The sequence below is a fragment of the Hymenobacter roseosalivarius DSM 11622 genome (assembly GCF_900176135.1).
Taxonomy (GTDB): domain Bacteria; phylum Bacteroidota; class Bacteroidia; order Cytophagales; family Hymenobacteraceae; genus Hymenobacter; species Hymenobacter roseosalivarius.
Map to the genome: position 1 here is coordinate 42,472 of NZ_FWWW01000057.1, position 20,402 is coordinate 62,873.

The 20,402-nt window shown below is 55.6% G+C and carries 17 protein-coding genes, 1 tRNA gene and 1 pseudogene; 7 read left to right on the plus strand and 12 right to left on the minus strand.

Going from position 1 to position 20,402, the window contains the following annotated elements; genetic code table 11:
* Nucleotides 1-227 precede the first annotated feature (227 nt).
* Nucleotides 228-552 (minus strand): annotated as a pseudogene (locus B9A24_RS08160) (efflux RND transporter permease subunit); the annotation flags it as partial.
* Between the two features lie 355 nt (nt 553-907).
* On the opposite strand from B9A24_RS08160, the gene B9A24_RS23205 reads away from it, so the two are divergent.
* Entirely contained in the window at nt 908-1,465 is a 558-nt protein-coding gene (locus B9A24_RS23205; protein WP_394334635.1) for a DUF1259 domain-containing protein, read from the plus strand.
* A 99-nt stretch (nt 1,466-1,564) separates the two neighbouring features.
* Complete coding sequence (locus B9A24_RS22640; protein WP_234997089.1) at nt 1,565-1,960, plus strand: DUF1259 domain-containing protein; 396 nt, start codon at nt 1,565-1,567, stop codon at nt 1,958-1,960.
* Between the two features lie 347 nt (nt 1,961-2,307).
* On the opposite strand, the gene B9A24_RS22040 is transcribed toward B9A24_RS22640, so the two are convergent.
* Nucleotides 2,308-2,379: transfer RNA gene (locus B9A24_RS22040), tRNA-Arg, on the minus strand.
* A gap of 134 nt (nt 2,380-2,513) precedes the next feature.
* Here B9A24_RS22040 and B9A24_RS08170 point away from each other — a divergent pair.
* Complete coding sequence (locus tag B9A24_RS08170; protein WP_084444687.1) at nt 2,514-3,041, plus strand: Ohr family peroxiredoxin; 528 nt, start codon at nt 2,514-2,516, stop codon at nt 3,039-3,041.
* Between the two features lie 75 nt (nt 3,042-3,116).
* On the opposite strand, the gene sucC is transcribed toward B9A24_RS08170, so the two are convergent.
* Nucleotides 3,117-4,319, minus strand: a complete 1,203-nt coding sequence (gene sucC, locus B9A24_RS08175) for an ADP-forming succinate--CoA ligase subunit beta (protein ID WP_084444688.1) — start codon at nt 4,317-4,319, stop codon at nt 3,117-3,119.
* 87 nt (nt 4,320-4,406) lie between these two features.
* Nucleotides 4,407-5,528, minus strand: a complete 1,122-nt coding sequence (locus B9A24_RS08180; RefSeq protein WP_234997091.1) for a glycoside hydrolase family 113 — start codon at nt 5,526-5,528, stop codon at nt 4,407-4,409.
* A gap of 173 nt (nt 5,529-5,701) precedes the next feature.
* On the opposite strand from B9A24_RS08180, the gene B9A24_RS08190 reads away from it, so the two are divergent.
* Nucleotides 5,702-6,355 (plus strand): ABC transporter ATP-binding protein, encoded by a 654-nt coding sequence (locus B9A24_RS08190; RefSeq protein WP_084444691.1) that lies wholly within the window; start codon nt 5,702-5,704, stop codon nt 6,353-6,355.
* Between the two features lie 402 nt (nt 6,356-6,757).
* The gene (locus B9A24_RS08195) at nt 6,758-7,567 is read left to right on the plus strand and encodes a hypothetical protein (protein WP_234997093.1); all 810 of its coding nucleotides are present in this window, start codon (nt 6,758-6,760) and stop codon (nt 7,565-7,567) included.
* A gap of 101 nt (nt 7,568-7,668) precedes the next feature.
* Here the strand turns inward: B9A24_RS08195 and B9A24_RS23210 are convergent, their stop codons facing one another.
* Nucleotides 7,669-8,079, minus strand: a complete 411-nt coding sequence (locus tag B9A24_RS23210) for a ScyD/ScyE family protein (RefSeq protein ID WP_143434836.1) — start codon at nt 8,077-8,079, stop codon at nt 7,669-7,671.
* Between the two features lie 198 nt (nt 8,080-8,277).
* Nucleotides 8,278-8,817, minus strand: a complete 540-nt coding sequence (locus B9A24_RS08205) for a ScyD/ScyE family protein (protein WP_084444693.1) — start codon at nt 8,815-8,817, stop codon at nt 8,278-8,280.
* 549 nt (nt 8,818-9,366) lie between these two features.
* On the opposite strand from B9A24_RS08205, the gene B9A24_RS08210 reads away from it, so the two are divergent.
* A complete protein-coding gene (locus B9A24_RS08210) occupies nt 9,367-11,289 on the plus strand; it encodes a RecQ family ATP-dependent DNA helicase (protein WP_234997095.1) in 1,923 nt (640 codons plus the stop codon).
* 146 nt (nt 11,290-11,435) lie between these two features.
* Here B9A24_RS08210 and B9A24_RS08215 read toward each other — a convergent pair whose 3' ends face one another.
* From B9A24_RS08215 to B9A24_RS08235, 5 genes are all read right to left on the minus strand, one after another.
* Nucleotides 11,436-11,867, minus strand: coding sequence for an organic hydroperoxide resistance protein (locus B9A24_RS08215; protein ID WP_084444694.1), 432 nt, complete (start codon nt 11,865-11,867; stop codon nt 11,436-11,438).
* Between the two features lie 430 nt (nt 11,868-12,297).
* On the minus strand, nt 12,298-12,594 hold the full coding sequence (locus B9A24_RS08220; RefSeq protein WP_084444695.1) for a rhodanese-like domain-containing protein: 297 nt from the start codon (nt 12,592-12,594) through the stop codon (nt 12,298-12,300).
* A gap of 104 nt (nt 12,595-12,698) precedes the next feature.
* Nucleotides 12,699-14,555 (minus strand): T9SS type A sorting domain-containing protein, encoded by a 1,857-nt coding sequence (locus B9A24_RS08225; RefSeq protein ID WP_084444696.1) that lies wholly within the window; start codon nt 14,553-14,555, stop codon nt 12,699-12,701.
* 70 nt (nt 14,556-14,625) lie between these two features.
* A complete protein-coding gene (locus B9A24_RS08230; protein ID WP_084444697.1) occupies nt 14,626-15,411 on the minus strand; it encodes a PASTA domain-containing protein in 786 nt (261 codons plus the stop codon).
* 108 nt (nt 15,412-15,519) lie between these two features.
* Complete coding sequence (locus B9A24_RS08235) at nt 15,520-18,279, minus strand: D-alanine--D-alanine ligase family protein (RefSeq protein ID WP_084444698.1); 2,760 nt, start codon at nt 18,277-18,279, stop codon at nt 15,520-15,522.
* 187 nt (nt 18,280-18,466) lie between these two features.
* Between B9A24_RS08235 and B9A24_RS08240 the strand changes: the two genes are divergently transcribed.
* Complete coding sequence (locus B9A24_RS08240; RefSeq protein ID WP_084444699.1) at nt 18,467-19,663, plus strand: phosphoglycerate kinase; 1,197 nt, start codon at nt 18,467-18,469, stop codon at nt 19,661-19,663.
* A 104-nt stretch (nt 19,664-19,767) separates the two neighbouring features.
* Here B9A24_RS08240 and B9A24_RS08245 read toward each other — a convergent pair whose 3' ends face one another.
* The gene (locus tag B9A24_RS08245; protein WP_084444700.1) at nt 19,768-20,391 is read right to left on the minus strand and encodes a hypothetical protein; all 624 of its coding nucleotides are present in this window, start codon (nt 20,389-20,391) and stop codon (nt 19,768-19,770) included.
* Nucleotides 20,392-20,402 lie beyond the last annotated feature (11 nt).

Below are 20,402 nucleotides of genomic sequence, written 5' to 3' on the forward strand. Positions count from 1 at the left end.
CTTTTTTGCTGAGTCGTTGAGAATCTGGAGTGGTATTGAGTAGATGTAGTTCCATAAAGGCATAAAGATGATTTGGTTTGCAAGATGCTATCCGCGGAGTTAATAGCCGGGGGAGCTAGGATCAAATATAATACCCTTTACTACCCTTATTAATAACTATATCCTAAACCTGAATTTGCACTCGTTACTCGCACAGCAGCTAATTGCTGCTCATCAGTCGAGAGGGTGACCTGGTTGCGCGCCCAGTACACATCAGTTTCATCGGGAAACACGATGGTAACAGAGGCCGAAGCGCGAGAAGGAACCCACCTCTTGCACGTCGGGAATGGTCGCAATAGCCTGCTCAATGGGAGAGGTGACCAGCCGCTCCACGTCGGGCGCACCGAACAAGGGAGTTTGGGTGATGATCTGTACTTGGTTGTTGGTGATGTTGGGCACGGCATCGATGGGCAGATGTGCCACCGAGTATCCACCCCAGCCTACCAAAGCCAGCGTGAGCAGGCCGACGAGCAGCTTATGGGTGATGGAAAAGTGAGTGATGCAGTCGAGCATGGACTGCTAAGCGAAAGGAGGATAAGCTAGAACTATAGGGGGACCGGCCAGAGCCGGTGCGCAAAAAGGTCCGCACCGGAACGGACATAGCCATTCCAGCGCGGACTTTACGAATCGCGGGGCATCAGATTACCAGTGAACCGAGGCATCCAGAATGGCGTCGATGATAACCAGGCCCACGATGCCGAACCCGTCTACCACGATACCCTAGCCTGGTCTGGCTGCTGATGTTGCTGGTCGCGCTTTACCGCTTCAGGGTAAACATAATTTTTTGGATTGTGAGTAGTGCCCTGGCCGGGCTGCTTTACTATTTGCTCCTGGTTCTCGTAAGCTGATATTCTACACGCCAATCCTCTTGCCTGCGCTCTATGATACTTCCATCCCACTTTTCCCGTCGCGACTGGCTAAAGACCGCCGCGCTGGCCACTACTCCTGCCTTGCTGGGGGGCTGCCCGCCCTGCCTATTATAGCCGCCCCAGCTCCGGGCAAAACCCCCACTTTAACGGCCGCAGAAATCACTGCCGTGGAGGCCGCCTTAGGCAAGAAAGGAATCTACGTGCAAGCCCAAGCCACCCATAGCACTCCACTACCGCGCAACGATTTAAAAGTAACCATTAAGGGAGAGCCGGTACCCATTTCCTTTGGCTTCGGTGGGTGGGTGGCTATCAAGCATACGCTCGACGGTAAGTCAGCCATGCTCATGAGTGATACGGTCCTGCTTCAAGAAGAAGTGAATCCTCTGATATCGGCTGCCCTAGCCAACGGGTTGGAAATTGGCGCCGTGCACAACCATTTTTTCTGCGAGGAGCCCCGCATCTTCTATATGCACATTCACGGTATGGGCTCCCCGGCTGAGCTGGCGCAGAAGTTCGCGGCCACGCTAAAAAATTCCAAGCTACTGCCCGCTAACTAGCCCCAGCCAGCCGCGGGTGTTACGGCGGCCCAACCCGGCAACAATGCGACACCTAGCGCCGGCTCACCAACTGGCAAGGAGCTGTTCGATCTTCCAGCCTTGAATAAACTAGTGGGCTATCAGGGGGTAGTCAATGGCCCCACCTACAAGTATACGGTGGGCCGCGCCGATGTGCAATCCATTATGATGGGTACGGAGATGACCGCAGCCATCGGTCTAAACTCCTGGGCCGCCCTCGCGGGGAAACAGGCCGACGCCCATATTGCGGGCGATATTGCCATGCTGGAGCACGAGGTCAACCCCGTCATTAAGGCCTTGCGGGCGCACAACTTGGAAGTCGTAGCCGTACACAATCACATGCTCTTCGACCAGCCTCGGATGATGTTTCTGCATTATTACGGTCGGGGGCCAGCCATGCAGATTGCCACGGGCTTTCGAGCCGCGCTCGACCAGTTGGGGAAGGGTAAGATGGGAGCGATGCCCATGAAGCATTAGTCTCAAAAACTTCCCCTATGACATCTCCCTTAGTTACGCTGCGCGTAGTAAAGGAGACTTTCGTGTGCCTTCGTAACAGGACTTGGAGATTATAGTTAATCCCTGAAATGTTGGAGTCAGGTGATGATATGGCTTGCGCGGATACGGCACGGGTAAACTGACGGAGTCGGGTTGGGGAATCATCTTTAAATCGCCCTCACTTAATTTCATTTCGTACAAACTTTCACTCCGTATGAGGCGCGTTATTGTCTCCCTGCTTGGAATATAACGATACCCAGACGATACCAGAGTGAAACAAAAAAAACTCATAACTAGCTAAAAAAACAGCTAGTTATGAGTTTAGACAGTGATCACGCTAGGAATCGAACCTAGATCAAGAGCTTCGGAAACTCTCATACTATCCGTTGTACGACGTGACCGGAAGGTGGGCAAAAGTAGAGAGAAAAATACGCCTGGCCAAACGTGGGGGGCAGTTTTGGTGGTTCTGCGAGTCAGTATAACCTTAAAGGGCCAAAATCAGTTAATCCCAACATACAACCCGAACCTTTACCTTATGTCTACAAACGAAAAAAAAACGCTTTATACGGCCGATGCTGCGGCCGTAGGCGGCCGCAGCGGCCACGTACGCTCCGCTACGGGCATCATTGATCTGGATATGTCGGTGCCAGAGGGCCTGGGGGGCAAAAAAGGCGCTACCAACCCCGAGGAGCTATTTGCAGCAGGTTATGCCTCTTGCTTTCAGCAGGCGCTATTGGTAATTGCCCAGCGCGCCGGCGACCGGCTCGACTCACAAAGTGAGGTGAAATGCTCCGTAACTCTGTTTCAGGAAGGTGAGGCGTATGGTCTGAGCGCCATTCTTGATGTCGATTTGAAGAAATTTGACGAGGAGAAAACCATCGATATGGTTCGTCAGGCTCACAAAATCTGCCCTTACTCGGTGGGTACCCGCGGCAATATGGAAGTAGAATTGCGTGTAATGGGCAAGACCGTTCCAGTACAGCCGGAAGAAAACGCTGGCGTAGCCGGAAATAATGGTGTTGAAGCTTCTAGTACTACTGAGAATACGAACGTTACAGCTTAGTTCTTTTTGCTCTAACGTAAAAATCCCCCCAGAGCATCTCTGGGGGGATTTTTTACTGTTGAACTACTAGCTACTTTATGTGCTCTGTGATTCCAGTACTTCTTTTACTTTTTGAGCAGCATCCTTCAGCAATACGGCCGAGAATACTTTTAAACCTGACTCGTCGATGATGCGGGCACCTTCCTCAGCGTTGGTGCCTTGCAAACGCACGATGATGGGCACGCGAATGTCGCCGATGTTCTTGTAGGCTTCTACTACACCATTAGCTACCCGGTCGCAGCGCACGATGCCGCCGAAGATGTTGATAAGAATAGCCTGCACGTTCGGGTCCTTGAGGATGATGCGGAAGCCAGCTTCTACCGTCTGCGCGTTGGCCCCACCCCCTACGTCGAGGAAGTTAGCCGGCTCACCACCCGACAGCTTAATAATATCCATCGTGGCCATGGCCAGGCCGGCGCCGTTTACCATGCAGCCCACGTTGCCATCGAGCTTCACATAGTTCAGATTAGACTCCGACGCTTCCACTTCCAGCGGGTCTTCCTCGTTGGTGTCGCGCAGGGTAGCGAAATCTTTGTGGCGGTAGAGGGCGTTTTCGTCGAGGGTTACTTTGGCATCAACGGCCAGGATTTTATTGTCCGAAGTCTTCAACACGGGGTTGATTTCGAACATGGCCGAGTCGGTCTCGTCGTAAGCTTTGTACAGTGCTGTTACAAACTTCACCATCTCCTTCTGCGCCTCGCCAGTGAGGCCCAGGTTGAAGGCAATCTTGCGGGCCTGAAAGCCCTGCAAGCCTACGCGGGGATCAATGTGCTCGCGGTGAATCTTCTCGGGATGCTGCTCAGCAACTTCCTCGATGTCCATGCCGCCTTCAGTGGTGTAGATGATAACGTTCTGGCCGGTGGAGCGGTCCAGAAGCACGCTCATGTAGTATTCCTTAGGCTCCGAGTCACCGGGGTAGTACACGTCCTGGGCAATGAGTACCTTGTGTACTTTACGACCTTCGGCCCCCGTTTGCTTCGTAACCAACTGCATGCCAATGATCTGGCCAGCTATGTCCTTCACTTGCTCCAGGTTTTTGGCCAGCTTTACGCCGCCCCCTTTGCCCCGCCCGCCGGCGTGAATCTGCGCTTTGATAACGTACCAGCTGGTGCCGGTTTCCTCCGTTAGGCGCTTGGCGGCGGCAACGGCTTCCTCGGGCGTATTAGCCACGACGCCTTCCTGAATGCGTACGCCGTAGCTTTTAAGAATTTCTTTACCCTGATACTCGTGAATGTTCATAGAGGTCAGTTCAATGGGGATGATGGGGTGGTGTACAGTGCACGAAAGTAGGCAAAAATGCGACGCGGGGTGTTACAAATGCAGAAGCTACTTGCCAAACCACTGCGCCATTACCTGAGCGGCCTCTTTATGCTGGGGCGTAAAATCGGCATGGCGCCGGGCGGGGCCGTCGGCAGCTAGGTTGGGGTACCATTTCCAGACAAAAAGCCCCCCAAACCATTTCTTGGGCCAAAAGGTCTCGAACATGGCCGCGTAGCAGGCGGCTTGCGTGGCCTCATCGGGCTGGAGAAAGGCGGCCGTGCGGTCGGGCCACACCCAGGGTTCTACGGCTGCGTCGGGGGTGCATTTGTAGCCCATTTCGGTAAACACAACCGGCTTATTAAAGCGTTTTTGCACTCGTTCGATAGCCTTCAAATGCGGCTGCCAGCCGGCGAGTAGCTCAGCTTTGGTGGGCTTGCTATTTTTGGTGAGCGGAAAATAGGCCTGAATCCCAATGTAGTCCAGCGCATCCCAGAAGTGGATATGTTCGTACTCCCCGCTCCAGTTGGCGGCGTAGGTGAGCGGGCCATGATACACTTGGCGTATCTGGCGGATTAGTGCGCGCCACTCGGTTTCGTGGGCGGCGGTGGTTGTTTGCTCCAGTTCAGTACCGATGCACAGGCCGTCGAGCTTTTGCTGCTCAGCCAGCTTGGCATAGTGCAGGATAAAGGTGCTGTAGCTCTCAAACCACGCTTTCCAGTCGGCATCGGAGGTCATGCGGATGTCGCCGGGCCAGCTGCCGTCGCCGCGCACCCAGAGGTGGGGTTTGAGCAGGATTTTCTGGCCGCGCCTGCGGGCTAGTTGGGCGGTCTGAATCAGGCCGGCGTCGCTCTCGCCCCAATACACGCGTCTTCGGCCGGTGTTCATACCAATGGTAGGGGAGGTAGCGCCGCGCTGCCAGCCAAAGGGTATTTGAGCTATCCAGGTAACATGGTGCTGGCTGAGTGGGGCCAACTCGGCATCGGTTATAGAGTCGCTGCCAACCCAGCTCACGCCCCGCATGCGGTTGGGACTGGCTGAGGGGGCAAAGCTGGCGGCCGTGCTTGGGAGGGCGCGCGAGGGAGCCGTGCGAGGCCACCACCAACTGGCCACGACCACTAGCACAATACTCAAAATCGTCAGGAGTGGGACGAACGCCCACCAGCGGCGGAGCAACAGAGAGGTTGGCATAAACAGATTATCAACTAATTATAAGCCGCTTAAAGCTAAAATGTAAGCAGCAAAATCGGGATTTGCCTTCTGATGCTCCCCGGCAAGCTAAGGAATTGAATCCGATGCCATAATCTGCGATTCATCCGTAGCTTTGTTTGTTCCCAAGTGCTCACCCCCAATCCGCTTATCGTTTGCTGCAGGCCATCAATATTCGCAAAAGCTATAACACGCTGGAAGTGCTCAAGGGCATCGACCTGACGATTGAGAAGTCGGAAATCGTGTCCATCGTCGGTTCGTCGGGGGCGGGCAAAAGTACCTTGCTGCACATTCTGGGCACGTTAGATAACCCAGATACGGGTGAGGTGCTGTTTGATGGCCAGTCGGTTAGCTCCCTGGGACGCTCCGACTTGGCTCGGTTTCGCAACCGGCATATTGGCTTCATCTTCCAATTTCATAACCTGCTGCCGGAATTCACAGCGCTGGAAAATGTGTGTTTGCCGGCGTATCTGGCGGGCCGCTCGGAGAAGGAAGTGCGGGTACGAGCCCGCGAATTGCTTGGGATGTTGAACCTAGAGCGCCGCGCCGACCACAAACCGTCAGAAATGTCGGGTGGGGAGCAGCAGCGTACAGCGGTAGCTCGGGCCCTTATCAACTCGCCCGAAATCATCTTCGCCGATGAGCCCAGCGGCAATCTCGATTCGCAGAATGCGCAGGAACTGCACCAGATTTTCTTTCTCCTGCGCAAAGAGCTGGGGCAGACCTTCGTTATCGTTACGCATAACGACCAGCTCGCCGAAATGGCTGACCGGACCATTACTATGAAGGATGGCTATATCACGGAATAGGACTCTCTATTAAGATGTTCCCACTAGACAGTCATGCTCTATCTAGCGTCCCGAAGGAAGCATCTCGCGTGTTTAGTGAGAATAGTGATCTAACATCAGCACGCGAGATGCTTCGCGCTGCGCTGCATGACCGTCTTTTTATTTGCCATAAGAAAAAAGCCCCCCAGAAACGTTTCTGGGGGGCTTTTTTATGCTATCAACTTAGGCTTACTCAAGCAAAGAAAAGGGTGGTTTGTCGGCTATGAATCCGTATTTTTTTAGTTTTCTAAAAATTTTAGGAATTTAATTCATAAGTATCTGATAGTCAGTGATAAAAATTACATATAAAAAGTACGCTTTTTGCACCTTTCGAACGTATCCTTAGTTATATACCCAAATAACAAAACGTACTACAGGACACTTATGGAAACCGCCATGAACGAAGTAACCAAACCCGCTAAAGACCAGGCTCGCAAGAGCAAGATTGAGAGCTACGACATTTCGCGCTCCGATGAGACGTTGCACTTGGCTACGGATCTGGCGAAGTTTATCAAAGAAAACAAGCTCACGACGACGGTGCAGGGCAAAGAGTTTGTGAACGTGGAAGGCTGGCAGTATGCTGGCTCGCGCCTAGGCATCGTGCCCATCGTAGACCACGTCATCAATGTCAGCACCGAGACGGAGTTAAAATATCAAGCTAAGGTGACCTTGTTCGACCTGCGTTCGGGTCATACTGTAGGCGCTGGCTTTGCTGTGTGCTCGAATAAAGAGTCAGGCAAGAAGTTCTACCAGGAATTTGCCATCATGAGCATGGCGCAGACGCGCGCTATCGGCAAGGCATACCGCAATATCCTCGCTTGGATTATTCGCGCTGCCGGCTACGAGCCTACGCCTGCTGAGGAAATGGAGTATGGTGGCAATCAGCCCGAGGTGAAGCCCGCGCTGGCCGTCGTTCCAACTGCTGCTCCTGCCGCTGTAGCTGCTGAGGCTACGCCTATGAAGGCCGTACCCGCTGAGCCTACCGAGGCTCCGGCGCCCGCCATTGCGTACGCTACGGCTGCGCAGAAGGAGGAGATTATCCGTCTGCTCAACCATCCGGTAATCACGCGCCAGGAAAAGACCAAGATGTTGCTCAACATCAATCGTCTGGACGAGGAGCGTGCTAACCAGGCCGTGGCTAAGCTGCGCAAGGCCATCGAAGACCGTGAGAACGGCGAGTCGGCTGCCGCTTAAGGTTTAGCTTACTTACTATACCGAAAGCCCGGTTCCGTTTGGAGCCGGGCTTTTTTGTTGATACATTAATCTGCTGGTTACCCTAATTGACTTACAAGGCGTTAAAGCGTTCTGCCAAATAAGCCGTTGCAGGTGGTTACATTAATTTGAAGCACCTGTCCGCCGCCGGTTGCAGCTGGGCTAAAGCCGACATTGGAAACATAGAGTTTACCATCGGGGCCTATCGTTATGCCGGTAGGCAAAGAAAGCCCTGACGTAATGGTTTCTCTGCTTCCCGATGGATTAAGGCGTACAACCCTGCCAGTGCCGGGCGTTGGAAAGGGATTTCCGGTAGTATTCTCCAGCACGTACAGCCGGCCCAACTTATCGAAAACAATACCCAGAACAGTTGTAAACCCAGTTGCATAGACACTTATTTCGCCGCCAGGGGTAACCTGGTAAATACTAGAACTCCCCTGAACGATTGGAAACAGACCCAAATTGCTAACATAAAAATTGCCCCCCCCCGTGATGCTACGACAGTCGGGGTGATGTGCTTGTTTAACTTGGCTGAGATATCAATGACACGACTAACGGTACCACTAGTTGTTACCTTGAGCATTTGATCTTGGTTAGGTTCGATGACGTAAAGATCACCACCCACACTGATCATGCTATATGGAACCCCATCAGGTTCAAATCCACCACCCTCGTGCGGTAACTGCACAGGATTAGCCATTAGAAAACGCACTGATATCGGCAATCTGTGTAAAGGACCCGTTCAGATTTATTCTTACAACTCCGTTAGGCATGGATGTAACGCCATGTGAGCACCCTGCTCCGGCAAGTAGCGCATACATCGTATTGCCAATGAAGGCAACATCTGCTACACCTTCTACATCTCCTCCAATTAATTCCTGCGCCTGACTTGAAGGTAGTTTGTCGGTAACAGTAGTGCGTATACCAGCAGAGCTAATTTTAGAAACGCGCCCTCCGGTCGGGCTGCCTGTGTAAGGTCCTACTGGGCCGCCTACTTGCTCACATTGGCCCGCCGTGGAATTGGTTCCGCCTGTGCCGGCCTCTGCTACGTAAAGGTTGCCATCGGGGCCAAATTTTAATCCACGGGGATTATTCAGGCCGGTGGCAAAGGTGGTAACTGGTGCAACCGCGTGGTTCACGCACTGGGGAGTGTCATCTAATAAATCACAGCCCGCAAAAAGTAGCGCAATGGGAAATAGTAGGCCCATCTGCCACGTAACAGTCTTTTTCATAAAACCTGCTTTAAAAAATCGATCTAAAAAGGCATAGGTCTCCCTGCTAGCCAGAAAGGCAGTCCGAAATTGCTCGTCGAGCCCAGGAATGACTTCAGAATTTCTATAAGAAGCTGCTTGATGTAGCCTCTTGCCGGCGTTGGCGCTATGGCCAAGGGTCTCTTCTACTCACTCGAACAGGGCGCTATTGCTCTGTTGGTTAAGCACTGCTGTTTCGGGGCAGCGTATTATCACCCTCCACGGAGCGATGCTGATAGTCAATTGACTACTGAATATAAGCAGTTGTACGTTGGGTTTCAACAATAATATCATATTTATTATTAAAAATGTTTAATTACAGTTCAGCTAGCCAGTGCTTTTTGTTCCCTTGACTTTTGGTGCCGTTCTGAGAAGCCGTAAAGTGTTTAAGCTAAAAATAGGATTACCAGATAACTATCTGGCCTGTATGGAGCATTACATGTCAGCTAAAAGCAGGAGGCGCAAACTGCGTTTGATTCGGTTTCCCACGCGGTAGTAGTATCTTCGTTATCCTACCTGCGCTTCAAAACCTTGCCTCTACCCACCGACGACATCCTGCACTTGCTGCGCCAGCATTGGGGCCACACGGCCTTTCGGCCGTTGCAGGAGGATATAATTCGCTCAGTATTGGCGGGCCAGGATACGCTGGCGCTGCTGCCCACGGGCGGGGGCAAAAGCGTGTGCTTTCAGGTGCCGGCACTAGCGCGGGAAGGTATTTGCGTGGTCGTGTCGCCGCTGATTGCGCTGATGAAGGATCAGGTGGAGCAGCTGCGGGCGCGGGGCATTAAGGCCGAAGCGGTGTACGCGGGCATGAGCCACCAGGAAATCGACCAGACGCTGGACAACTGCGTGTACGGGCCGGTAAAGTTTCTGTACGTATCGCCCGAGCGGCTGCTGACGGAGATGTTTCGGGTGCGGGTGGCGAAGATGAAAGTGAACCTGCTGGCCGTAGATGAAGCGCACTGCCTCTCGCAGTGGGGCTACGATTTCCGGCCGCCTTACCTGCAAATTGCGGAGCTGCGCGAGTTGTTGCCCTTGGTGCCGGTCATTGCTCTCACGGCCACGGCAACCAAGCCCGTAAAGGCGGATATCATCGAAAGGTTGCGGTTTAGCTCCAACCATCAGGTTTTTCAGCAAAGCTTTGCCCGGCCCAATTTGTCCTACTCCGTCTTACAGACCGAAGATAAGCTGCGGCGCTTGCAGGAGGTTTTGCGCGGCGTGGGGCCCGACAAAACGGCCATCGTGTACGGCCGCACGCGCCGGCAGGTAGAGGACGCGGCGGCGTTTTTGCAGCATCATAGGGTGTCGGCGGCGGCTTACCACGCCGGCTTGCCCAGCGAGCAGCGCCACCGCACCCAGCAGGACTGGATGCAGAACAAAACCCGCGTAATAGTTGCGACCAATGCCTTCGGCATGGGCATCGATAAGCCCGACGTGCGCCTGGTTGTGCACCTCGACGCGCCTGATACGCTGGAAGCCTATTACCAGGAAGCCGGCCGCGCCGGCCGCGACGAAAAGTACGCCTTTGCCGTGTTGCTCGCCGGCCCCAACGAGGCGGCCGACCAGCGCCGCCGGGCCGAGCTGGCTCACCCACCCCTCGATACGGTACGGCGTGTGTACCAAGCGCTGGCCAACTTCTCGCGGACGGCCGTGGGCGGGGGCGAGCTGGTAGCGTTTGACTTCGACATTCAGCAGTTCGCCGAAACCTACCGAATCAAAGCCCTCGACGCCCATAATGCCTTGAAAGCGCTGGCCCGGCAAGGCCTGGTGCAGATAAATGAGGCCGTAAACAATCCGGCCCGCGTCCATATTCCCATCGACCACAACGACTTGTACCGCTTTCAGGTCGCCAACGCGGCGCACGATAAGCTCATCAAGTCCTTACTGCGCCTGAACGGGGGCGAAATCTTCGCGGGCTTTCAGAAAATATCCGAGAACAGCCTGGCCCAGCACCTGCGCCTAAGCGTGGTAGACGTGCGCAAAATGCTGCTGTTTCTGCACCGCTCGGGCATACTTCAGTATCAGCCTCAGCATAATGCCCCCCAGGCCCTGTTTACCACGCCCCGCCACGACGTGGACAAACTGCCCCTGAATCAGCCGGCGCTGCGGGCCGCCTGCCAGCTGGCCCAGCACCAAACCGAGGCCGTGATTCAGTACAGTCTGGGCGGGCGGTGCCGGCAGCAGCTATTACTGGAATATTTTGGTGAAATGGATGCGCCCGCCTGCCGGGTCTGCGATTTTTGCCTGGCCAGAAAGAAAGCCGAGCAACCTGCCGCGCCCAACCCCACTTTAAGCACCCAGCTCGTGGACTTGCTGAAAAAAGCCCCCCAGACGCCCCGCGAGCTGCTCACTCAATTTGCTCCCCAGCAGGCCGAAACCGTAACCCAGCTGCTCCGCGAGTTGATAGATACGCGGGTGCTGCGCTATGAGGCCAACGGCCAGCTGCGGGCGTAACCGGAAAGCGTAAGCACCTAAAAAGAGGGCACAGCCGGTTGGCCGTGCCCTCTTTTTTCCTTAATAGGACTACCGCAGTTGCGGTTGCTGGAGGGGTAAGAGCTGCTTCAGCAACCGCAACTGCGATAGTCCTACTTAAAAAGGAGTTATGCGTTTGTCGTCGTGGTCAGGTTAACCTCAATGTTGCCGCGGGTGGCGCGAGAGTAGGGGCAGATCTGGTGGGCCTTAGCCACGAGGTCTTCGGCCTGGGCCTGCTCCATGCCGGGGATGTTCACATGCAGGTCCACGGCGATGTCGTATTTGTCGCCCTCGTGGCCCAGGCTGACGTCGGCGGCGACGGAGCTGCCGGCAATGGGCTGGTTCTCGAAGCGAGCCACCAGGTTCAGCGCGCTGTCGAAGCAGGCCGCGTAGCCGGCCGCGAACAACTGCTCGGGGTTGGTAGCGCCGACTTTACCGGAGCCGCCCATCTCTTTGGGTGTGGTCAGGGGCAGGTCAATCACGTTGTCGGAGGAGATGGCGCGGCCGTCGCGGCCACCGGTGGCTTTGGCTTTGGCAGTGTACAGTCGTTTGAAGCTCATGGAGTTGGTTGTAAAAAAAGGAAGCGCTCACTGGTGGCGTTCGGTGAAGAAGCAGGCTGTATTAGCTGCGGGCTGATGCCTTTCGGGCTTTTTCCATCAAGGTGTTGGGCTGCTGTCATTGGCTGTCTAATGCAGGCCAGGCTTTTAGCGATCAAATCAGCCACGATTGTGTGTAAGAGCTTTGCCCGTAGCCTGACATCTCTGGACCGGCTACTTAAACAGCAATACGCTTCCGGGGGTTATAGTGCAAAGGGAAAAAAGCCCCCCGGACCTAGTAAGTTGGCTGGGGGGCTTTTTTAACAATTCCTTATTTCAGCCAAGTGGCAGAGCTGCCGCCGCACGGCGGCTAGGGTACACTATCTACCCGTTTTCTAATACATAACGCCGCCCGGCGGCTACTCCACTTGGGTCAGCCATCAGCCAACAGCAGCTACTGCTGATACGCCGTGATGCCACCGATCAGATTGCGCACGTTGCGAAAGCCATTTTGAGCCAGAAAAGCTTTAGCGGAATTTGCCCGGCTACCGCCTTTGCAGTGCACTATGACTTCCCCTTCCTTAAAGTCTTCTAACTCATCAACGCGCTGGGGCAAGGAGCCCAAAGGAATGTGCTGGCTGCCTTCAATGCGCGACTCCTCGTATTCCCAGCCTTCACGAACGTCCAAGATAACCAGTTTTTCACCAGCGGCCTGCCGCTGTTTCAACTCATCGGAAGCAATATCACTCATACTCTGGGGGGCTATTTGTGGGAGAGAAGCGTCTGTTTAGATGCGTAGTTTAGGAAGAAAATTTAACTCCTCACACCTTACGCGTTTCATTATTGTGTCCAAACTTATTGGTTTAATGCTAGACGCTTCATTATTGTCTGACCTCCAGGCAACGTAAAACGTATTGTATACACTCCAGAAGGCAGATTTTGTAGGGTTAGCTCTCCTTGGCCAGCCTGGTTTTTTTGTTGCTCCCAAACAGTGCGCCCCAAGGCATCGAGCACTATAGCCTGGGTATAACGGCCTTGCACGCGCACTTGGCCCGCACTCGGATTGGGATATATACTAATGGTAGCGGCTAAGGCTGGATCAGCACTGGCCGTAACGGTACTGCCCGTCATGACAGGACGCATCAGGGGCGCGCCAGCGGGCGTGGTCGAGGTGATGGTCCAGGCGTTGGCCGCGTTGGTAAGCAGGTAGCCTTCCGGGGCGGTGCTGTTTAAGTCAATGCCAAACGGTATAAAAAAGCCTAGCGAAGCTTGTCCATAGCCTACATAAAAGGTGGCGCTCACATTTATTGGTTGGGCAAAGGGAATATCTACAAAAGCCTGTCCGGGGGGCAATGTTGCCGGAATAGTGAAGCTCTGAGAAGCCTTGGGCTCGGCCGTAGGCAAGTTAGTTCGCGGGTCATGGTCCCACACGTTCACCGTAATTGCTCGGCTAACACCAGTAGGCGAGGGGTAAAGACGCACACTGAGCACCCGGTCCGGGCGGTTCAAATCGAAGCGGTAGGCAAGGTAGCTGGCCGGCCCGGTGGATAAGGCCGGCAGGCTTATGGTAGCTTCGGCCGAGCCATCGTCATAGGCGTAGTAATCAGCCAGTTCCGTAACGCGCGAAATGGTGTCGTTGGAGAGCGTAAGGGGATTGGTTTCGTTGGTTTGAATAGCAATACGGTGCGTGATACGCTTCGCCTGGGGAGTAACAGGGATGGGAGCAGTACGGACGTTGCCGGCAATAACATCCTGCTGCTGGCGCGCCGACAACGATTTGTTGCCGGTCAGGAAGGTAGTTCGCGGACCATTCGGCAGTACTTGTAGGGTGCCGTTCCAGGCAATGGGCGTAGGAGCGGGGCCTACGTCGAAGTTGTTGATGGTCGTAAGCGTATTGGGGTTTAGCTCATCGACGGCATTGACATTAAATTGCTCCACTGGCATAGCCGCGAAGCGCCGCAGCAGGCTGGTAAGCGGGGCACTGGTGGCAATATCGCGGTAGGAATTGTCGGTGGCTGAGCGGCCCTGGTTGAGCAGAATATAGTCCAGACTCCAGGCGTCGCGGGTGTTAGCCAGGTTGCCCGTCGCCCGAAACCGAAACTGAAAACCCGAGTGGAAGTAGCGAGGCTGATTGACGGCAATAAGCTGCTGCTGAAAATTGGTGCGCGTACCTGTACTCAACTGTACCCACACCTGTTGCCACAGGCCTGTGTTGTCCAGCATTTCCAGCTCCAGGCGCACGGGCTGGCTACCCGTGCTTACCTTCGGCGGACCGACGATGCTACCCGATTGCCAGAAAAAGCTTAGGTACACGCCGCTGGCGGCCGTAAGGCCACTCAAATCAATGAGCTGAGACGTGAGGGTGTCCGTATCGTTGTAAGCCGAGGAGCTGCCGTACGGCTGACCGCTGGCCGAAAGCCCGTCAAAGGTGACCACGCCCCGCGAGGGCGGCGCTACCGGAAAGCGGTTATTTACCAAGGTGCCTCCACCCGGCACCCAGTACCGCGGATTGGGTAATCCTTCGCCCTGGGGGGCAAAATCATCGAATAACGGCAAGGCTACAGCTGTGCCGCGCCCGGCAACGGGGGGCGTACGGGCAGCTGGCGCACGGCCAGGGTCAGTGCTGAGCGGGGCTAGTAGCTGGGCCTGTCCGACTAAGGGCACAAGCAGGCCCAGTGCCACTACGTAAAGTAGAAATCTCGGGTAGATCATAGACAGACATTTACGCAGGGTAAACGGCTGCGGATGGAAGAAAATTTTTCGGAATGCTCTCTAGAGCCGCTTACTGCACCGCTTTCAGGGGCTCGTTGCCGGCCACCCACAAATCAACCAGCTGACCCATACGAATAGTAGCCCCAAGTGCCGCCACCGGGCGCTGCTTCACAATAGTACCTTCCACCTCACCTTCCACAGCGGGCTGATAGAAAATCTCACCCACCTGCAAGCCCTGGCCCACGAGCAGGGTAGAAGCTTCATCGGCGGGCATATTAATGACATTAGGGACCGGAAATTCCTGGTTGCCCTGCCCATCACCGACCACCAGATCCACGCGGGTACCTTTGGCTATGGGTGAGCCGGGCTCTATTTCCTTGCCGTTCACCAGCTGCTTCAATACTGAGTTCTGAGCCAGGTCTGGCACCTTTCTGATGTCGCCCACCACCAGGTCGTAGCTGGCCAGAATCATCTGTGCGTTCTTCACCGAGCCTTCCGTGAGCTTGGGCATTTTGATCACCGGCGGGTTTTTCATGCTCACCGAGATGTAAATCTTGCGGTCTTCCTTTACCTGCTGGCCGGGAGCCGGGTCCTGGGTCAGCACGGTATAAGCCGGGATATTGGGGCTATAGCTGGAGTCGTCCACGAAGTAGCGCAGGTTGCGCTCGTCGAGGTAGTCTTCCAGGTCGCTTTGCCGCATGCCGGTCACCTTCGGTACCACGATGGTTTCGCCGTGGTTGGTGGTCATGGGCAGATACACGAAGAAAAAGCCGAACAGCAGCAGGGCCACCGCCAAGCCAATCACCACCAAGTGCTTTAGGACGTCGAAGGGAGTATCAGATTTAAGAAAAGCCATTTTTAAGGAAGAAGCTTGAAGTCAGAAGAAGCGAAATTAGCTGGAAGAACGACAACTGCCCTCCTTAGCTACGCTGACCTTCGGTTGGTAAGGAGGGCAGTTGTCGTTCTATCCTTTATTCTTCGTTTCTACTTGTAGTTTGCGCTGGCGCTCTTTGCCAAATTCCAGAATCCGATCAATGAAGTCGTAGGGCGTGTAGCCGCTCAGGGCGGTTTGGTGGAAAATGCAGGTGGCGGGCGTCATCCCAGGCAACGAGTTTACCTCGATAATTAGTACCTCCACCGCTCCCGTTTCGCGCACCCGCACGAAGGCATCGATGCGGGCATAGCCCTGAATGTTGAGCACTTCGGCCACGCGGCGCAACTCCTTCTTCACTTCCTCCGAAATGCGCTGCCGCTCGGCAGGGTCGAGGGCGTAGCGGGCGGGAGTAATATTCTGACCTTCGCCAGCCAGGAATTTCTCTTCCAGACTCAGCACTTCACCCGTGGCCAGGGCCTCAGAGGCTTCGAATACTTCAATCTTTAAGGTGCCATCGGGTTGCCAGTGGGTGAGCAAGCCCCCGGTTACTTCGAGGAAGTGCTGGGCACCGTCGCGGCTGATGAGGGTTTCTACCAGGAAGGCGTCTTTCTGCGGAAATTCCTCTTTAAACCCAAGGTTTAGGGTGCGGGCCGCTTCGGGCAGCAGGTCTTCCTGGTCGCGGAAAATGAGCTGACTGAAGGCCTCCAGCTCCTGTCGGTTCTTGATTTTCTTCACCGCCGAAGAGCAGCCGTCGTCGGCGGGCTTGGCGATGAAGGGGTAGTGAAACTGCGTTTCCAGTGCGCGGTAGAAACTCTCAGCATCGGCCTGCCACTCCAGGCGGTTGGCCATGCGGTGCTCGGCTACGCGCAAGCCGGCTCCGCGCAGGCGGCGGTTCGTCTCAAATTTGTTGATGGTAATGCTGCTCGACTCCACGCCGGAGCCATTGTAAGGCAAGCCAAATTGCTCCAGCTCTTTCTGCAAAGCGCCATCCTCGCCGGGGCGGCCGTGCAGAGCAATGAATACCTCATCTACCATCTCGGCCAGCTCAGCGAAGGAAATGCGGCGGGGTTGGGCCGTGGGCTGCCCGGCATAGGTGCCGGTAATGGCTTCGGCCTCACGGCGGATACGAGCCAGCACCGGGTGCAGTTCGTGGCCGGCTTCGGTGTACTCGATTTTCTCGCGAATATCGTCGGCGTTGTCCTTGAGCATCACGTTGATGGGCAGCACGTAGAGCTGGTGCTCCTGGGCCGAGCCCGTCAGGAACACCGGGATGGGCTCGTACTTCACGGAAGAGCTGAGCTTCTCGTAAATATTGCGGCCGCTTTCCACCGAGATGTGGCGCTCGGAGGAGTAGCCGCCCATAATTACGGCTACGCGGGTGCGCTGCTGCTCCTGCTGCTGGCGCGAGGCCACGGCCACATCCAGCCGCGCCAAAATGCCCCCCAGCCGCACTGGCTGCATCCCGCCGCGCCGGCGCGCCGCCAGCGAGGTTCGAATCAGATAGGTCAGAAACTGGGATGGATTCAGCCCGATTTCGGCGGCCTGATGGAAGAAGAACGACGCCGGTAACATACCCGAAGTCGTGTTCGGGTCATTGAGGAAAAGGCTGCCATCGGTGGCTTGAATAAAGCCATCTAAGCGGGCGTAAACCTGAAAGCCGAAGGTGCGAAACATCTCCTGGCAAGCCTCGCGGATTTCCTGAATCTTGTCTTCCGGCAGGTCGATGGGCGTGATTTTGCGGCTCAGGCCGGGCAGGTACTTGGAGCGGTAATCGAACATCTCCTCGCCCTTCACAATCTCGGTGGGGGGCAAAGCCAGCGGCTCACCGTTGGGGTCTTCCACCACGATGCACGAAAACTCGCGCCCCGCCACAAAGCTTTCGATCAGCACCTGCGACTCGCCATCGACGTTGGTCAGCAACACCTGCTCCCCCGTTTCAAACTGCTCGTTGAGGGTGTGCAGCAGCTTTTCGGGATGATAAATGATTTGGTCGTTTGTGGGGGACAAATGCTCACTTCTCACCTCTGACTTCTCGCCTCCAACGTTCAGTACCACCGGCAGGCCGATGCCTTCCCGAATATCGGTAAGCTGCTGGAGCCACAGGATTTTTTGCTCGTCGCTCTTTCCCTGCCACTCACTGCGCGTCAGGGTTTTGCGAAACAGGCTCCGCTCGACGGCCGCTACGAACTGGGGGGTATTTTGCTCGCGCACAATCGAGACGCCGATGCTGGAGCCCTGGCGCGGGGCTTTGAAGACGAGCGGCAAGCCCAGTTCGCGCACCAGGTAGTCGAGCGTAGCTTCCGGGTCAGCGGCGTCCCACTCTTCGGTGCTAATAACGCGGAAAGCAGGCGTAGGACGGTTTAGGGCGTGCAGCAGCTTCTTCTGCGCAATTTTATCTATGCCAAACGCGGAGGGCAGAATACCGGAGCCCGAATACGGAATGCCGTACCACTCCAGCAAGCCCTGAATGGCGCCGTCTTCGCCGCCGGGGCCGTGCAGGGCTAGGAAGGCGAAATTCATCAGCTCGCGCAGCTCATTGGGCTGCACGCGCCGGCCAACTTCCGCAATGATGCCGTCCTGCTCCTGCTGACTTAGCTCGCCCAGGCTCTCCAGATACACCTGCAAGCGGTGCTCGGAGGGCGGCAGCGCCGAAACGGGCGGGAAAAAGTCCCGGATGGTACCTTTATAGATGTAGTGCCAGTCGAGCAAAATGAAGTTGCCCCGGCTGTCCACGAAGATGGGCACGGCCTGAAACAAGCCTTTGTCCAAGTTATCGTACACGGTGCGGCCGCCCGCAAAGGATATTTCCCGCTCACGCGACGGGCCGCCGAAGAAGATGCCTATTTTCATACGTAGCGCAAAGGTACGGGAAAGGTGAAATGGTGAGTGGTGAAATGGTGAGTTTGATGTTTTTGAGGCTCATACTGCGTTAATGGTGCGGCTAGAACATAGAACTTACCATCTCACAACCTCACCATTTCACCACTTCACCTTTACATTCGTCCCGTATAAGGCCTACCAAACCCTACAAACTACTATGCAAACCCTCGATCAGTACAACTTCGTCGGCAAACGAGCCCTGGTGCGCGTCGATTTCAACGTGCCCCTCGACGACGAACTGCACATCACCGATGACACCCGCATTCGGGCCGCCACGCCCACCATTCGCAAGATTCTCTCCGACGGCGGCAGTGTTATCCTGCTGTCCCACCTGGGCCGGCCCAAAGGCGGCCCGGAAAAGAAGTTCTCTTTGCAAAGCATCGTGTCCCGCTTGGGGGAAGAATACGGTACGCAGGTGTTGTTTGCCAATGATGTAATGAGTCCCGACGCCGCTAAAATGGCCGCTGAGCTGCAACCAGGCCAGATTCTGCTTTGCGAAAACGTGCGTTTCTACAAAGAGGAAGAAGCCGGCGACACTGCTTTCGCCGAGAAATTGGCAAAGCTGGGCGACGTGTACGTGAACGATGCCTTCGGGGCCGCGCACCGCCGCCACGCTTCCACGGCTGTTGCCGCCCAATATTTTGCCCCCCAGGACCGCGTAGCCGGCTACCTCATGCAGAGTGAGCTGGATAATGCCCACCGCGTACTCACCCAAGCCGAGCGCCCGTTCACCGCTATTATGGGCGGGGCGAAAATTTCGGATAAGATTCAGCTTATCGAGCAGCTGCTGGATAAAGTAGATAACCTGCTAATCGGCGGTGGCATGGCCTACACCTTTTCTAAAGCGGAAGGCGGTGAAATTGGTGGCTCGTTGCTCGAAGCGGATAAGCTCGATCTGGCCCTGCACCTGATCCAAAAAGCCAAGGAAAAAGGTGTGAACCTCGTGCTGCCCACCGATTCGCTTATTGCTGACCGCTTCGCCAACGATGCCAACGTAGAAACGGCTCCTAACCACCACATTCCCAACGGTTGGATGGGCCTGGACATCGGCCCGGAGTCGCGCGAAAACTTCGCCGATATCATTCGCCAGTCCCGCACTATTCTCTGGAATGGCCCGATGGGCGTGTTTGAGATGTCGAACTTCTCGGCTGGCACCGAGTTCGTGGCCGCCGCTATTGCCGATGCTACCGCCAACGGCGCTTTCAGCCTCATCGGCGGCGGCGACTCGGCCGCAGCTGTCAACCAAATGGGCTACGCCGACCGCGTGAGCTACATCAGCACCGGCGGCGGCGCGCTGCTGGAATACATGGAAGGCAAAGAGCTCCCCGGCGTGGCCGCGCTGGAAGGACGGTAGAAAGTAGTGTAGCGCAACGACGCACCAACCGAAGGACAGCGGAGCTAAGCTGGGGCTTGGCGTTACAAAAAAGCCCCCCGGAAATAATCTGAGGGGCTTTTTTATCAGTTTGCGTAAGGCGCTTCCAATTTCTGGCCCATACTCCGTAGCGGCGAATCATCCATTCTGCCGGTGAGGCGGGTAGAAAGTGCGCGGGCTTCTGTATCGGTGAGTACTTCCAGCTTGTGCAGCCAGCGCAGGCGCTGTAGCTGAGGCTCTATCAGGCCCAACGGGTTAATACTGCCATAGTGCTCGCGCAGATACTCTTTGGTGCGCTGCTCCAGGGCTTCGGTGAAGCGGAAGAGAGCTTTGCGCTCATTGGGGCGGTCGGCCAGCACCACGCGGGCGTGGGTGGTCGTGATGATAAAATAGTGCCACCAGTTGCGGCGGCCGTACCAATAGAGCGCCACCAAACCCAAGCCTACGCCCAGCGCAATAAGGCCATAGAACTGTTGTGGCTGTTTAAGAGCGTATTGGGTGCAAATTATCCAGGTATAGAGTATGCTCAGGAGTTGCCACCGCGACGGCAAGTTGCGCCGCCGCTCTACGCGCACAGGCAGCACCTCCTCGTAAGGCATCTCCACTTCCAGCGTAATCTGACCACGCCGATCTTTGCGACAGATATATAGTCCGTGGGGGCGGAGAGCCAGCTGCGTGGTTTGCGTCAGTTGGCGTTGTTCAATGAGCATAGAATAAGAAA

Bases quoted from the DNA above. Each gene is read 5' to 3' on its own strand.
- B9A24_RS08170 (WP_084444687.1), top strand. From the start codon at position 2,514: ATGTCTACAAACGAAAAAAAAACGCTTTATACGGCCGATGCTGCGGCC.
- B9A24_RS08245 (WP_084444700.1), bottom strand. From the start codon at position 20,391: ATGCTCATTGAACAACGCCAACTGACGCAAACCACGCAGCTGGCTCTC.
- B9A24_RS08230 (WP_084444697.1), bottom strand. From the start codon at position 15,411: ATGGCTTTTCTTAAATCTGATACTCCCTTCGACGTCCTAAAGCACTTG.
- B9A24_RS08180 (WP_234997091.1), bottom strand. From the start codon at position 5,528: ATGCCAACCTCTCTGTTGCTCCGCCGCTGGTGGGCGTTCGTCCCACTC.
- B9A24_RS08240 (WP_084444699.1), top strand. From the start codon at position 18,467: ATGCAAACCCTCGATCAGTACAACTTCGTCGGCAAACGAGCCCTGGTG.
- sucC (WP_084444688.1), bottom strand. From the start codon at position 4,319: ATGAACATTCACGAGTATCAGGGTAAAGAAATTCTTAAAAGCTACGGC.
- B9A24_RS08195 (WP_234997093.1), top strand. From the start codon at position 6,758: ATGGAAACCGCCATGAACGAAGTAACCAAACCCGCTAAAGACCAGGCT.
- B9A24_RS08205 (WP_084444693.1), bottom strand. From the start codon at position 8,817: ATGAAAAAGACTGTTACGTGGCAGATGGGCCTACTATTTCCCATTGCG.
- B9A24_RS08235 (WP_084444698.1), bottom strand. From the start codon at position 18,279: ATGAAAATAGGCATCTTCTTCGGCGGCCCGTCGCGTGAGCGGGAAATA.
- B9A24_RS08225 (WP_084444696.1), bottom strand. From the start codon at position 14,555: ATGATCTACCCGAGATTTCTACTTTACGTAGTGGCACTGGGCCTGCTT.
- B9A24_RS08220 (WP_084444695.1), bottom strand. From the start codon at position 12,594: ATGAGTGATATTGCTTCCGATGAGTTGAAACAGCGGCAGGCCGCTGGT.
- B9A24_RS08215 (WP_084444694.1), bottom strand. From the start codon at position 11,867: ATGAGCTTCAAACGACTGTACACTGCCAAAGCCAAAGCCACCGGTGGC.